Raw genomic sequence first — 13,903 nt, forward strand, 5'->3', positions numbered from 1 at the left:
GAGTCAATGTTCCACACCATAGAGGAAGCTGTTGAAGATCTAAAATCAGGGAAAATTGTTATTGTAGTTGATGATGAAGATCGGGAAAATGAAGGGGATTTTGTTGCCCTGGCAGAAGGGATAACAGCTGAATCCATCAATTTTATGGTTACACATGGCAGAGGGTTAGTATGTACACCGATCTCAGAAGAAATTGCAGTTAAGCTTGATTTATCGCCAATGGTTGCAGCGAATACAGATTCACATGGCACGGCTTTTACGATTAGTGTGGATCATGTATCAACTACAACTGGAATCTCAGCACAAGAAAGAGCAGCCACTGTTCGTGAGCTGGTGAATGAGGACTCGGTTCCATCCGATTTCAAACGTCCTGGTCATATTTTTCCTTTAATCGGTAAAAAAGGCGGAGTACTAAGAAGAGCGGGTCATACTGAAGCTGCTATCGACCTGGCAAAAATGGCGGGAAGCAAATCTGCGGGCGTTATCTGTGAAATTATGAAAGAAGACGGGACGATGGCACGTGTTCCTGAACTTGTAGAATTAGCGAAACAGCACAATATGAAGCTGATTACGATAAAAGATCTGATCACATACCGAAACAAAACAGAGCAAATGGTGAAAAGAGAAGTCGAAATCAACCTTCCAACAGAGTATGGTGATTTTAAAGCGGCCGGCTTTTCTAATGTATTGGATAACAAAGAACACGTGGCACTTGTAAAAGGTGATATAAGCGACGGTGAGCCTGTACTGGTGCGGGTTCACTCTGAATGTCTGACTGGAGATGTTTTTGGTTCAAACCGCTGTGACTGCGGACCGCAGCTCCATGCAGCACTTTCACAGATCGAGAAAGAAGGCCGTGGAGTCTTATTGTATATGAGACAAGAGGGAAGAGGCATCGGGCTCATTAACAAAATGAAAGCTTACAAACTGCAAGAAGAAGGTCTTGATACAGTTGAAGCGAACGAACAGCTTGGGTTTGCACCAGATTTGCGTGATTACGGAATAGGAGCGCAAATCTTAAAAGATTTAGGCATTAATAAAATGAAACTTCTAACGAATAATCCGAGAAAAATTGCAGGTCTCAAAGGCTATGACCTTGAAGTTACCGAGCGAGTCGCGCTTCAGATGCCACACAATGAAAGCAATGAAGACTATTTGAAAACAAAGAAAAGCAAATTGGGGCATATGCTTCATTTCTAAAACAGGAGGAACCAAAAATGGCAAAATTATTTGAAGGACATTTAGTTGGATCAGGGTTAAAAGTAGGAATCGTTGCAGGACGTTTTAATGATTTTATTTCAGATAAATTAGTTTCTGGCGCACAGGACGCTTTCAAAAGACACGGGGTTTCAGAAGAAGATGTGGATATCGCCTGGGTTCCAGGAGCATTTGAAATTCCATTAATCGCGAAAAAGATGGCGGACAGCGGAAACTATGATGCCATTATTACGTTAGGAGCTGTCATTCGCGGATCGACTCCTCACTTTGATTATGTGTGCAACGAAGCTGCTAAAGGTGTAGCGCAAGCATCAATGACGAGCGGTGTCCCTGTCATTTTCGGTGTATTAACAGTAGATTCTATCGAACAGGCTATTGAAAGGGCTGGAACAAAAGCAGGAAACAAGGGTTGGGAAGCTGCGGTTTCTGCAATTGAGATGGCAAACTTAACTCGCCAGTTTTCATAAAAATATTTACAGATTACCCGTCACATTGTGGCGGGTTTATTTGTATTCATAATTATAAAATTGGACACACATTTTTAAATTTCAGAACATATAGTAACAAGTAAATTATTTTATTTAGCATATCTAAAATGAATTGACATAGTTATTAGAATAGTGTTAAGATTACCAAAGTTACAAACTACAAAATTATGGAAAGGATGGTTGTGTCATGGTGAAAGAAATGATTGTTACTCAATTAACGGTCTGTGTTGCAATGGGCAAAGACTCTACAATTTCATATCATGGCCTGCCGGAAGAGTTGTATTAGGATTCCTTTCACTTAGTTTTGTCTGATCTCTATACATATTCATTACGCAGGTCACTCCAGTCGTGACGTGTGTTTTTTTATGATTTTTTAAAGCATATCGCCTTCGAGTGGTATGCTTTTTTCTTTTCATTTGCACGAAGAGGCTGCTCTTCTTATGCAATATATAAAAAGGCTCTTCTCTAAAAGATTGTTGCTTTGGTTCATTTCTTTAATTCTCTTCATTGGCAAGTTGATTGGAGAGCGAGCATCCTGGAACGGAAATCAACCACTTTCATAAAGCAGCAAAGAACAGTCTTTTAAAAAATCTGGAGGTAAAGGAAATGGAAAATGGAGTGTTAATGGTGTGGCTAGAACGCAAGGATCATACACTTTTTGGGTAGCTCTATTAAACAATTGTTTAATAGAAGACAGCGAGATAGAGAGGAGAGAACGATATGTTTTCGGTTTTAGGGAAATTAGCCTGGTTTTTTAAGAGGCATTGGATAAGGTATACGGTGGCGGTTGTTCTGTTAACCGGTGTTGGAATTATTGAGATTATTCCTCCTAAACTAATAGGAAATACAATAGATTCCATTCATATGGGTACGATCACGAGAGAAGATATGATGAAAACTCTTGGAATTTTTGTAGCAGTACTCGTATCGATGTATATAACGATGTACATCTGGATGTACCAGCTTTTTGGAGGCGCTTTTATTATAGAACGGACGATGCGTTCAAGATTCATGCGTCACTTATTAAAAATGACTCCTACATTTTTTGAGAAAAATAGAACAGGAGATTTGATGGCACGTGCGACAAACGATTTAAAAGCCATCTCAATGACTGCAGGATTCGGTATTTTAACACTCGTTGATTCGAGTCTTTTCATGCTTACGATCTTGTTTGTAATGGGTTTTATGATCAGCTGGAAATTGACGTTTGCAGCTCTTATACCGCTGCCAGTCATTGCCTTCATTATTAAGAAGTACGGTAAAAAAGTGCATCAGCGTTTTACGGTTGCACAGGATGCATTTGGTGAAATGAACGATTCGGTTTTGGAAAGTATTCAAGGAGTCCGTGTTATCCGTGCTTATGTACAGGAAGAAGCGGATGTAGAACGTTTCAATAAAGTAACGGAAGATGTTTTTGAAAAGAACCTTGCAGTTTCGAGGATTGATGCTCTTTTTGAACCAACGATTAAGATTCTTGTAGGGATGAGCTATTTGATCGGATTAGGTTATGGAGCATACATGGTTTTTCATAATACGATTACTCTTGGAGAACTTGTTACCTTCAACGTCTATCTAGGTATGCTTATCTGGCCGATGATTGCAGTTGGTGAATTAATCAATGTTATGGAACGCGGAAGTGCTTCACTTGATCGAGTAAATGAAACGCTTGCGTACGAAGCAGATGTTAAAGATGGTGAGGATCTTGTTCCTTTATCAGATCCGGGAACGATTATATTTGAGGATGTCACGTTCCGATATCCTTCATCAGAGTCTGATAACTTAAAAGATATCAATGTTACGGTTAAGAAAGGTGAAACACTCGGAATTGTGGGGCGTACCGGAAGCGGTAAGACAACATTGCTGAAGCAATTACTGAGAGAGTACCCTGTTGGTGAAGGGAGAATCAGCTTCACTGGTGTTGACATTGAAGATATCGCCTTAGAGGATCTTCAAGGCTGGATCGGGTATGTACCGCAGGATGCGATTCTATTTTCTAAAACCGTTCAGGAAAATATCTTGTTCGGTAATAGTTTAGCTGATACAGATAAGCTTAACCACGTTATGGAAATGGCATCATTTAAAAATGATGTTGAGTATCTCCCAGAAGGCTTAAATACCCTTGTTGGAGAAAAAGGTGTAGCGTTATCAGGCGGACAGAAACAGCGTGTTTCTATCGCCCGTGCGTTATGTGTTGATCCTGAAATATTAATTCTCGATGATGCGCTTTCTGCAGTGGATGCGAAAACAGAGACGGCTATCATCGGAAATATTCGTAAAGAACGTGCGGGTAAAACAACATTTATTACGACGCACAGATTATCTGCAGTTGAACACGCAGACTGGATCATCGTCATTGATGACGGAATGATTGTGGATGAAGGCAGACACGAGGATTTGATTGCAAGAGATGGCTGGTATAAAGAGCAGCATGAACGCCAGCAAATCGAACAAAACTTAAATGATAATAAGGCGGTGTAGCCATGAACGTCGGAAAGCGCCTGTTTCAATACGCACTTCAATATAAAAAGAACTTCATTCTAGGATTGCTAATGCTGACTGTTGCAATAGCAGCTGAACTGACTGGACCATTTATTGCTAAAACAATGATTGACGACCATATCCTTGGTATTGAAAAACCATGGTATCAGGTGAGTGAAGAAGAAAAAGCGGCAGTGAAGTACGATGGAAACTGGTATAAACGAAGTGATCATTTTGATCAGGGAGAAAATAAAGGAAAAGAAATACGTGTTGTACAGGTGAAACGTGATTATTTTGTAATTGATCAGCCTGTTTCAATTACCGGTGAACGATCAGCAAAAAACGGAGAAGTGACGATTTCTTATAAAGGAAAGTCTGAAACTTACCCAGCGGATAAGCTGAGTATCGGTGAATCATTCTCATTCTATGAACCTGAAATCGCAGGAATCATGAAACTTATGATGATCTATTTAGGATTGCTTTTATTCGCAGCATTCTTTCAGTATGGTCAGCGCTATATGCTGCAGCGATCATCAAACTTGGTTATCAAAAAAATTCGTCAGGACGTATTTGCTCACGTACAGCGGGTAGCGATCACATATTTTGATAATCAGCCTGCAGGTAAAATCGTTTCTCGCATAACAAACGATACTGAAGCGATAAAAGAGCTGTTTATAAACGTACTTGCAAACTTCTTTACGGGAATCATTTATCTGACAGGTATTTTCACAGCATTGTTCTTGCTTGATGTTAAACTTGCAACGATCTGTTTGATTCTCGTACCGATACTGGTAGTTTGGATTAAGATTTACCGCAAGTTTGCATCAAAGTATAATCATAAAATCCGTTCAACACTGAGTGACATTAACGGAATGATTAACGAATCAATAAACGGTATGACCATCATTCAGGCATTTAAGAGACAGAAGGAAACAACGGAAGAGTTTGAGACAATGAATAAAGAATACTTCACGTTTCAAAACAAACTGTTAAGTCTGAATGCAATGACAGGACACAATCTAGTATTATTCCTGAAGAACCTTGCATTCATGGCCTTTATCTGGCACTTTGGAGGTCAGGCGCTAGGAGTAGGTTCAGCCATTTCGATCGGTGTTCTATATGCGTTTGTTGATTATTTGAACCGAATGTTCCACCCTGTAACAGGGATGGTGAATCAGCTTGCACAACTGGAACAGGCACTTGTTTCCGCTGAGAGAGTTTTTGTATTAATGGATGAACCAGGTCAGACGGTTACGGAGAATGAAATCGATCGCTATAAAGGAAATGTAGCATTCAAGGACGTTACGTTCAGCTATGTGGATGGAGAACCTGTGCTGAAAAATATTAACTTTGAAGCAAATCAAGGTGAAACAGTAGCACTTGTTGGTCATACCGGTTCTGGAAAGAGTTCAATCATGAACTTGCTTTTCCGTTTTTATGACATTAAGCAGGGCAAAATTATGATTGACGGCAAGGACATCATGGAACTGTCAAAACAAGAAATGCGTCAGCATATGGGGATTGTTCTTCAAGATCCTTTCTTGTTCACAGGAACGATCGCATCTAACGTTAGCCTTGATAATCCGGAGATTACGAGGGAACAAGTAGAAAAATCATTAACGGATGTAGGGGCAATGCCTTTTATTAATAACCTGCCAAAAGGACTGGATGAACCGGTTATTGAAAAAGGAAGTACGCTCTCTTCAGGACAGCGCCAGCTGATCTCGTTTGCTAGAGCACTTGCATATAATCCGGCGATTTTAATACTGGATGAAGCAACAGCAAGTATTGATACTGAAACAGAAGCTGTCATTCAGGAAGCACTTGATGTATTGAAGCGGGGAAGAACTACGTTCATTATTGCCCACCGTCTTTCAACGATTAAGAGTGCAGACCAGATCCTCGTTCTCGACCGCGGTGTAATCGTGGAACGCGGAAATCATGATGAGCTGATGGAGCAAAAAGGACGATACTTCCAGATGTATCAGCTTCAGCAAGGAAAGACAGAAAAACGTGCTGAAAAAACAGCTTAATTGCTCTGTAGATATGGTAAATAGATGTTTTTGAGCGCAGATAAGGTGATTTTGAGCGAAACGGGATGGATTTTGAGCGTAGCTCGAGCAGTTTGAGCGTAGCTAGCCGTATTCTGAGCGTAAACAGCCATTCTTGAGCGAACGTGTAATAAATAAAAGAACACGTACCGTAAAATACAAAAAAGAGCTGATTCAACCGAGGTTGAGCCAGCTCTTTTTCTTGTGTTAATTTTCTTCTTTATTCTTTTCATCCATTTCATCGTTTTGTTCGCCGTCATCTACACCGTTATCCTGGTCGACGCCATCACCGCAAGCAGTTAATCCACCTAATGTTAACATCGCTGCCAAAGTACCGGCTGCCCATCTTTTTTTCCACATGTGAACCACTCCTCGTTTCATTATTTTTAATAATAGTTATTTTTGCTTACTTGAAGATACCCTTTTTGTTGTCGATAAAACATAGGAGTGACAAAATGTGATAAAAGTCACATCGATTCGCTAAATTTTGGATTAGATTAAATAAGTGATTATAAAGGAAGAAGGAAAAGACTATGGCTTCGATCTTGAGCATCTTAACTAAAAAAGCTGAAAAAAATCCTGTACTGAATTTATCTAATGATTTTATTAATGAAGTGAAAATTAACGTACCGTTAGACAGTGAGTGGCAGAAGCAATTAAACATGATTTCTCTTACACTGGAAGATCTGGCTGTTATCAAGTCGCTAAAGCCCTTAATTTCAGAGAACATTGAGGGAATTGTGGATCAGTTTTATAAAAATATTGAGCACGTTCCAGGTCTACTGCAAATTATTCAAAAACACAGTTCAGTCAACCGTTTAAAAGTTACACTGATCAAACATATTCAAGAAATGTTTGATGGTGTCATTGATGAGAGTTATGTAGACCAAAGAAGAGTAATTGCCCACATTCACTTTAAAATAGGATTACAGCCTAAATGGTATATTTGTTCGTTTCAAGATATGCTGCTGTCTATTCTTTCAATTTTAGATAAGAACATTGAGAGTAAAATTGAATATCAGCGAGCAGTAAAAGTAGTAACGAAAATCTTGAATTTCGAACAGCAGATTGTTTTAGAAGCTTTTGAATTTGAACAGATTAAAGAAAGAGCTCGTCACGAGGAACAGAAACAGCAGATCACCCAATCTGTGGGCAATTCAGTAGAAGAGCTGGCAAGCATCTCAGAGGAAACAAGTGCTGCGCTGCAAGAACTAACATCTAAAGCAGATGAAGTTGTTGTTTTCGCAAAGGATACAGCTGAATCAGCGGAAGAAGTTTCAAAAAATTCACTAGCAGGTAAAAACAAACTCGAAGAGCACCAGCAGATGATCAATAAAGTAAAAGAGCAATCTGAACAGATTTCTGCAGAGCTTGTAAACCTTGAACAGGCAACCGTTAAAATCAATGATGTGGTTGATATTGTAACAGCTATTGCTGAACAAACAAACCTTCTTTCACTGAATGCAGCAATTGAAGCGGCGAGAGCTGGAGAAGCAGGTAAAGGGTTCTCGGTTGTTGCTCATGAAGTCAGGAAATTAGCTGATCAGACTAAAACTTCAGTGTCTGGTGTATCCGATCTTGTGAAAAATACTCATAAAAGGATTGAGGCTGTCTCGGAATCTGTAGCGAGCATCCATCACTTCATTAATGACAGTGTTTCTGAAGCTACGGAGATAACGGATTTCTTTAATGCGATTTTATCAAAAATGGATGAAAGCACGGAGAGAAGCGGGAAACTTGAAAATGAAGTTGAAGTAATGGCAGAAGTAATAGAAGAACTCAGCCATGCAGTAGGACAAATCGCTATTTCTGCTGACTCACTTTCAGATATAACAAGAAGCATGCAAGACTAAAAAAAGAGGGGCTGCCAAAAGTAAGTTTACCTTACTTTTGGGACAGCCCTAATTTTTATTTACTACATATTGAGCTCTGCTTGTTTCAAACGAAACGATATCTGGATCAAGTCTTATGTCCGTTATTCCGTCAATTGGGATTTCGTAAGTTATTGCAGGAAGTTCTACTTGACTGCCTTCTTCAGCTGCATAAGCTGTTCCGTGTAAAAACAATATGTGGTCTCCTAGATATTCATCTTCTGCATCTCGTTGTTCGAATGTTGCCTTCTGAAGGGAAATCCTTATTTGATCAATATCTCCTGTTTCTTCCTTGCGTATTGAAATTTGATTTCCAGCCCAGCCGTTAATTACATCTTTAAGTTCAATTATTTTAGTATCAGACATTGTTTTCACCTCATTATCAATTTTCCCGTAATCCGCAATCTTAAACCGAAGAAAAAAGCCCCTTTTAAAAGAGGCTTTGAATCAACGAGGCTTTATATCTGTAATCTTATGTGTTCCCCAAGGTGCGACTCTTACTGTAACAACCATGTCGCTTGCTTGCTGTTCTAAAGTTTTCCCGGTATTTTCCTCGACATAATACCGTTCTATTCCATAATTGATCTGCATCTGTTCGGATGTGTCTCCCCATATTCTTTCGGCTTGACCTTTTAATAGAACCTGATGATCTTTTACTTCAGGTTTATCAGGATAAACACTTTGAACTTCATAATAACCCTCTTTATTTTCTTCTAGCACAACAAATGCGGTACGCTGTCTGCTTGCTAATAAGTGTGTTTCCCCTTTCCATTTAGAAACAGGAACAGTACTGATATCAAAACGAAGAGTGACATAATCACCGTATAATATATCTCTTGGATCTACGGGAACGGTTTTTATTTTGATCTCTTTGCCAAAATAATCGATGCTGTAGTAGCTGCCAGCGATAAATAGTAAAAATAAAACTTGAAGTATAGCCGCTATGATCCATCCTCTTTTTCTATTCATGATGCGGCCCTCCATTTTTAAGAATTCCCTTTTTCTTGCGCTGAAGGAAACCATTAAGCATAAATAATAGAATACCGCCGATTAAGAAAAACACTGATTTCGGCATGAAGGCCCATGCGAGGTTAAAGTACCCCATTAAACATACAAGCAAGAAAAGGACGATTCCAAAATTAATTTGTGAGCGATTTTCGTTCCTGTACCCCTCTGCCAGCATGAAACCAGAGTATGCAAACATAACAACTAGATATAAAAGACCAGTCAGCAGCGGATCTGCTACTTTCGCTAAATAAAAATAGGGAACGAAGATGATTAATTCCCATGAAGGCAGATGCAGGCTTTCTTTTCTTTTTCCGAGAATTGCTAAGGCAAAAATTACGATCAAGGCTGGCAGATAAAAAGCAGGATTCGGGAATTCGAAATCTGATAAAAATTCATTTGTGAGAGTGAAATACAAACCGTATGCATAAGCAAATCCGATTAAAGACCCCATCAGCTTAAACGATTGTTTAAATAACGATTTATTTATCCACATGCCAGCTGTATATAATGCAAACCCGAACAGGAAGAACCAGAGCAGGTTTAGATCTTCAATAATAACTAACAAGAATGCTTGAACACTTAATCCGATTGTAAAAAGCCATGTTTCCAATGTTCTTGGGTATAAGTAAACAAAACCTCCAATACTAATCAAAAAGATAGCGAAAAGAACATAACTAAAGTTATCAAATTCCCCCATACTGTAGAACTGTCCGCCTATTGTTAATACAGCTAAAAGAAAGAAATACAGTTTGTGTCTGTCTCTAAATAAATAGAATACGGCGGGCAGGCTCCAGAACACAAAAAGCCTTGCATCTGTGGCAGTTAGGTGAAAAGTTTGACCTAACAAAATAATACTTGCTCCGAAGGTCACAATGCCAAGGAGATTGAGCGATGTTCCGAGAGATTCATTTCCTTTTTTAAGATATTTATCACCAGCTAGATAGAAACTGATCATGATTATAATTAAAAGACCAAGCCTTGCTAGGGGAGGGATGTCACCCCAGTTTGATGCAATAAACGATAAAATACCGATTGCGATTAATATGCTTGCTAGAACAGGTAGAATTCCAGTGGATTTTTTCATTTCTTTTGAATCTGGATAACGGGCAACGATTAAATCAAGCTGGTCAGACGTAATAATTTTTTCTTCAACCCATTTTTGGCCTTCGTGTCTCATCCATTTTTGGTTCATCTTATCCCCACCTCACCACAAGTATATGTAAGCATTTCTGGATTCAGATTAACAATTTAAAAATTCTCTATAAGTGTAATATTACACTACCTCAATTTAGCTATCAAGAAATAAAATTAAGATTCAATTCGAACTATTTATTGTCGATATAAAAGTTTAGGAACAGCCTGAAAGCAGGCTGTTCCTATCGAATGATTACTTTTTATCTTGAACATAATGAACAATTTTTAATACGGACTTTCGAGGCAGGAAGCGAACCAAGTTAGCTAAAGCTTTATTTTTAAAACCAGGAATAGTTAGTGATTTATTTTCCATCAAAGCTTTATATCCCTCTAGAGCAACATCACTGGCGTTCATAGCTCCTGATTGAAATAGTCTTGATGACTCAAGACTTGCTCTTTTTTCGAAGTTTGTTGCTGTAGCTCCTGGACAAAGAGCCGTTACGCTGACATTAGTATCTCTTAGTTCGTAATTAACAGCTTCAGAAAATGAAAGTACATATGCTTTAGTTGCATAATAAACAGCCATTAATGGCCCAGGCTGAAACGCAGCAGTTGAAGCAACATTTAAGATTTTGCCGGAATTCCGTTTGATCATTCCGGGAAGCAGCTGTTTTGTTAAGGCTGTTAAAGCCATAATGTTTACTTGAATCATATCTTTTTCTTCTTTCCAAGATGTCTCATTAAAAGGTCCATATGCTGCAAAACCAGCATTATTAATGAGCACATCGACTTCAATTCCAGCTGAGGCAAGTTCAGATGCTAATTCATCTGCACTTTCGGGAATACTTAAATCTTTTGCAGCAACTGTAACTTTTACCCCATACTTGGCTGTTAATTCACTTGCGATCTCTTTAAGTCTTGATTCGTTTCTAGCATTAAGCACGAGATGGTAACCATCTTTGGCAAAAAGTGATGCAAACTCTAAACCGATTCCGCTTGAAGCGCCGGTAATTAAAACTGTTTTATTCATAAAGGTTTAACTCCTTTTATTTTATGTTTATATGTTTAAGTATATCGACATATTATCACATATAAAAAAATAAATAAACAATAAGTGCAAAAAAAAGGTATGATGAAAGATGTATGAATATTTTGATAAAAGGAGGTGCGCAACATGAAAAACGTATTGATTGCAAAACATCCTGCTACAGGAGAAACGATTGATCAATGGCTTGAAACGGATATTCAGCAAGTTCCAGAAATGTATGAGAAAGCATCGTCAGCATTCAAATTTTGGTCCAGCCGTTCTTTGGAAACCAGGCTTTCTTTTATAACGAAAATGAAGCAGTATCTTCTGGATCATATGGATGAAATCGTTGAAGAAATATGTTCAGCAACAGGGAAAGTAAAGACAGAAGCTTTGACTGCAGATCTTATGCCTGTCATTGATATTCTGCAGCACTATGAAAAGCGCGCACCAAAAATATTAAAGCGCAAAAGGGTATCAACACCGCTTCTTTTTGTAGGGAAGTCTTCTTATGTGGATTATTTTCCTTTAGGAACGGTTTTAATCATCTCTCCATGGAATTATCCGTTTCAGCTTTCCATGACACCTGTTATATCAGCATTAATTGCTGGTAATTCAGTGATTTTAAAACCTTCTGAAGTGACACCTACTATTGGTTTATTAATAGAAAAAATCGCAAGGGAAATTAATCTGCCAAAAAACCTGCTGCAAGTTGCGCACGGCGGCAAAGAGCTCGGTCAAAAACTCGTTTCTGGAACACCGGACAGTATTTTTTTTACAGGATCTGTTGAAACGGGACGAAAAATCGGGATAGAAGCAAGCAAGAGGTTTATTCCGTACACGCTGGAGCTTGGCGGAAAGGATCCGATGATTGTATTTGAAGATGCCCCTTTAAAGAGGGCTGTTCATGGTGCGATATGGGGCTCCTTTACGAACGCTGGCCAAGTATGTATGTCAGTGGAGCGTGTGTACGTTCAAAGCTCGGTTCATGGAGAATTTATAGACCGTCTTGTGGAGGAAACGAAAAAACTGAAAATGGGTGAAGACGTTGGTTCTTTAACTTTTCAGAATCAAAAAGAGATCATAAAAGATCATGTGCTGGATGCCATTGAAAAAGGAGCATTATTGCTGACTGGCAAACACCCCGATAAGTGGGGGGAAAGCATGTATATTGAGCCGATGATTTTAACAAATATCACAGAAGATATGAAGGTTGTCAGGGAAGAAACGTTTGGTCCTGTAATGCCTGTCATTGCATTTACAACAGAGGAAGAAGCTATTCAAAAAGCGAATAGTACGGAATTCGGCTTAAATGCAAGTGTCTGGACGAAAGATAGTGGAAAAGCGAACCGCGTTACATCAAAACTTATTACAGGTAATGCCGTTATTAATGATGTTCTTGTTTCCGTCGCAAATCCTCATCTGCCGTTTGGGGGTGTCAAAAGCAGTGGCACTGGGAGATATCATGGTGATGAAGGACTATATACATTCAGCCGTCAAATGTCTGTTATGAAAGATCCTGGCATTAAGCAAAAAGAGATTAACTGGTATCCTTATCAGAATAAATATAAAAAAGTACGAACCCTCATACAGGCTTATTTTTCAAATAACAAACAAAAGGCTGAGCTGTTACGTTCATTCTATAAACAGCTGCTTAAAAAATAAAAGCGATTCAGCATAGAGCTGGACCGCTTTTTTTTATAGGCTCTTTTCTAAAAGGTTTTTGCTATTGAAGAACTCGTTACCTTTCTTCTTTGACTGGTTGATTGGAGTGCAAGGTGCGAGACTCCTGCGGGACGAGCGGTCAGGTGAGACTCCTGAACGCGCAAAGCGCGAGGAGGCTCACCGCACGCCCAGCGGAAAGCGAGCATCCTGGAGCGGAAATCAACCACTTACAAGAGCAACAAAGAATACGAAAAAAGCTTTTTTATAAAATACAATCTTGTTCAATGATGTTAATCAGTTGTTTAAGCTGCACTACTGTTTGATCCAGCGTTAAAAAGTAAAAGATTTCTTTTCCCCGTTTTTCTGTTCCAACGATTCCAGCTTCCCTTAAAATTTTTAGATGATGGGAAACAGTCGGACGTGACATGGGAGATTGGTTTGCTATATCTGTTACGTTCATTTTTTCTGCTTCAGCTAAAAGTAAAACAAGATCTTGCCTGACGGGATCGCCAAGTGCTTGAAATAAAGGAATTGTTTTACGGAACATATCAACAGCATGTTCATTAGACATAATTTCACCAACTTCGTTTCGTTTCAACTTCCTATAGCTCAGTATAAACCATTAAAACAAATAATGAAAAAAATCCTTTTTGTGTGGGAAGAACACTATAAATTGCCAGGCAGAGCCGCGAATATAGAATTTGTGAAGTATACACAATATGAACAAGGGGGTGAAACAAATGGCAAGACGCAACAAGTTAGTGGTACCTGGTGCACAACAGGCTATCGATCAAATGAAGTATGAGATTGCATCTGAGTTCGGTGTTACACTTGGACCAGATACAACTGCACGTGCTAACGGTTCAGTCGGCGGGGAAATGACGAAACGTTTAGTAGCAATGGCACAACAACAATTAGGCGGTTCTCGCTAACTCTATAAAAACATGGCTGTAAAGGGGTGGA

At 39.0% G+C, this 13,903-nt stretch carries 13 protein-coding genes; 7 read left to right on the forward strand and 6 right to left on the reverse strand.

Going from position 1 to position 13,903, the window contains the following annotated elements; genetic code table 11:
* Positions 1–6: 6 nt before the first annotated feature.
* From ACFQ4X_RS00470 to ACFQ4X_RS00485, 4 genes are all read left to right on the forward strand, one after another.
* Positions 7–1,200 (forward strand): bifunctional 3,4-dihydroxy-2-butanone-4-phosphate synthase/GTP cyclohydrolase II, encoded by a 1,194-nt coding sequence (locus tag ACFQ4X_RS00470; protein WP_379832626.1) that lies wholly within the window; start codon positions 7–9, stop codon positions 1,198–1,200.
* Positions 1,201–1,217: 17 nt separating this feature from the next.
* On the forward strand, positions 1,218–1,685 hold the full coding sequence (ribH, locus tag ACFQ4X_RS00475; RefSeq protein ID WP_379832627.1) for a 6,7-dimethyl-8-ribityllumazine synthase: 468 nt from the start codon (positions 1,218–1,220) through the stop codon (positions 1,683–1,685).
* Between the two features lie 741 nt (positions 1,686–2,426).
* Positions 2,427–4,184: an ABC transporter ATP-binding protein gene (locus ACFQ4X_RS00480; protein WP_379832628.1), complete on the forward strand. Its 1,758-nt coding sequence runs from the start codon at positions 2,427–2,429 to the stop codon at positions 4,182–4,184.
* A gap of 2 nt (positions 4,185–4,186) precedes the next feature.
* Positions 4,187–6,217, forward strand: coding sequence for an ABC transporter ATP-binding protein (locus ACFQ4X_RS00485; protein ID WP_379832629.1), 2,031 nt, complete (start codon positions 4,187–4,189; stop codon positions 6,215–6,217).
* A 225-nt stretch (positions 6,218–6,442) separates the two neighbouring features.
* On the opposite strand, the gene ACFQ4X_RS00490 is transcribed toward ACFQ4X_RS00485, so the two are convergent.
* Positions 6,443–6,595, reverse strand: a complete 153-nt coding sequence (locus tag ACFQ4X_RS00490; RefSeq protein WP_172827325.1) for a hypothetical protein — start codon at positions 6,593–6,595, stop codon at positions 6,443–6,445.
* A 173-nt stretch (positions 6,596–6,768) separates the two neighbouring features.
* On the opposite strand from ACFQ4X_RS00490, the gene ACFQ4X_RS00495 reads away from it, so the two are divergent.
* A complete protein-coding gene (locus ACFQ4X_RS00495; protein WP_379832630.1) occupies positions 6,769–8,088 on the forward strand; it encodes a protoglobin domain-containing protein in 1,320 nt (439 codons plus the stop codon).
* Between the two features lie 48 nt (positions 8,089–8,136).
* Here ACFQ4X_RS00495 and ACFQ4X_RS00500 read toward each other — a convergent pair whose 3' ends face one another.
* From ACFQ4X_RS00500 to ACFQ4X_RS00515, 4 genes are all read right to left on the reverse strand, one after another.
* Complete coding sequence (locus ACFQ4X_RS00500) at positions 8,137–8,472, reverse strand: hypothetical protein (RefSeq protein ID WP_379832631.1); 336 nt, start codon at positions 8,470–8,472, stop codon at positions 8,137–8,139.
* Positions 8,473–8,553: 81 nt separating this feature from the next.
* On the reverse strand, positions 8,554–9,075 hold the full coding sequence (locus ACFQ4X_RS00505; RefSeq protein WP_379832632.1) for a GDYXXLXY domain-containing protein: 522 nt from the start codon (positions 9,073–9,075) through the stop codon (positions 8,554–8,556).
* Positions 9,068–10,306: a DUF2157 domain-containing protein gene (locus ACFQ4X_RS00510; RefSeq protein WP_379832633.1), complete on the reverse strand. Its 1,239-nt coding sequence runs from the start codon at positions 10,304–10,306 to the stop codon at positions 9,068–9,070. Before ACFQ4X_RS00510 ends, ACFQ4X_RS00505 begins: the two co-directional genes overlap by 8 nt.
* Before the next feature lie 195 nt (positions 10,307–10,501).
* Positions 10,502–11,278, reverse strand: a complete 777-nt coding sequence (locus ACFQ4X_RS00515; protein ID WP_379832634.1) for an SDR family NAD(P)-dependent oxidoreductase — start codon at positions 11,276–11,278, stop codon at positions 10,502–10,504.
* Positions 11,279–11,422: 144 nt separating this feature from the next.
* Here ACFQ4X_RS00515 and ACFQ4X_RS00520 point away from each other — a divergent pair, with 144 nt between their 5' ends.
* Positions 11,423–12,940, forward strand: coding sequence for an aldehyde dehydrogenase family protein (locus tag ACFQ4X_RS00520; RefSeq protein WP_379832635.1), 1,518 nt, complete (start codon positions 11,423–11,425; stop codon positions 12,938–12,940).
* A 262-nt stretch (positions 12,941–13,202) separates the two neighbouring features.
* On the opposite strand, the gene ACFQ4X_RS00525 is transcribed toward ACFQ4X_RS00520, so the two are convergent.
* On the reverse strand, positions 13,203–13,538 hold the full coding sequence (locus ACFQ4X_RS00525) for an ArsR/SmtB family transcription factor (protein WP_379832636.1): 336 nt from the start codon (positions 13,536–13,538) through the stop codon (positions 13,203–13,205).
* Between the two features lie 142 nt (positions 13,539–13,680).
* Between ACFQ4X_RS00525 and ACFQ4X_RS00530 the strand changes: the two genes are divergently transcribed.
* A complete protein-coding gene (locus tag ACFQ4X_RS00530) occupies positions 13,681–13,872 on the forward strand; it encodes an alpha/beta-type small acid-soluble spore protein (protein ID WP_066286545.1) in 192 nt (63 codons plus the stop codon).
* Positions 13,873–13,903: the final 31 nt, after the last annotated feature.

Source organism: Fictibacillus halophilus (genome assembly GCF_042680145.1).
GTDB classification, from domain to species: Bacteria; Bacillota; Bacilli; order Bacillales; family Fictibacillaceae; genus Fictibacillus; species Fictibacillus halophilus_A.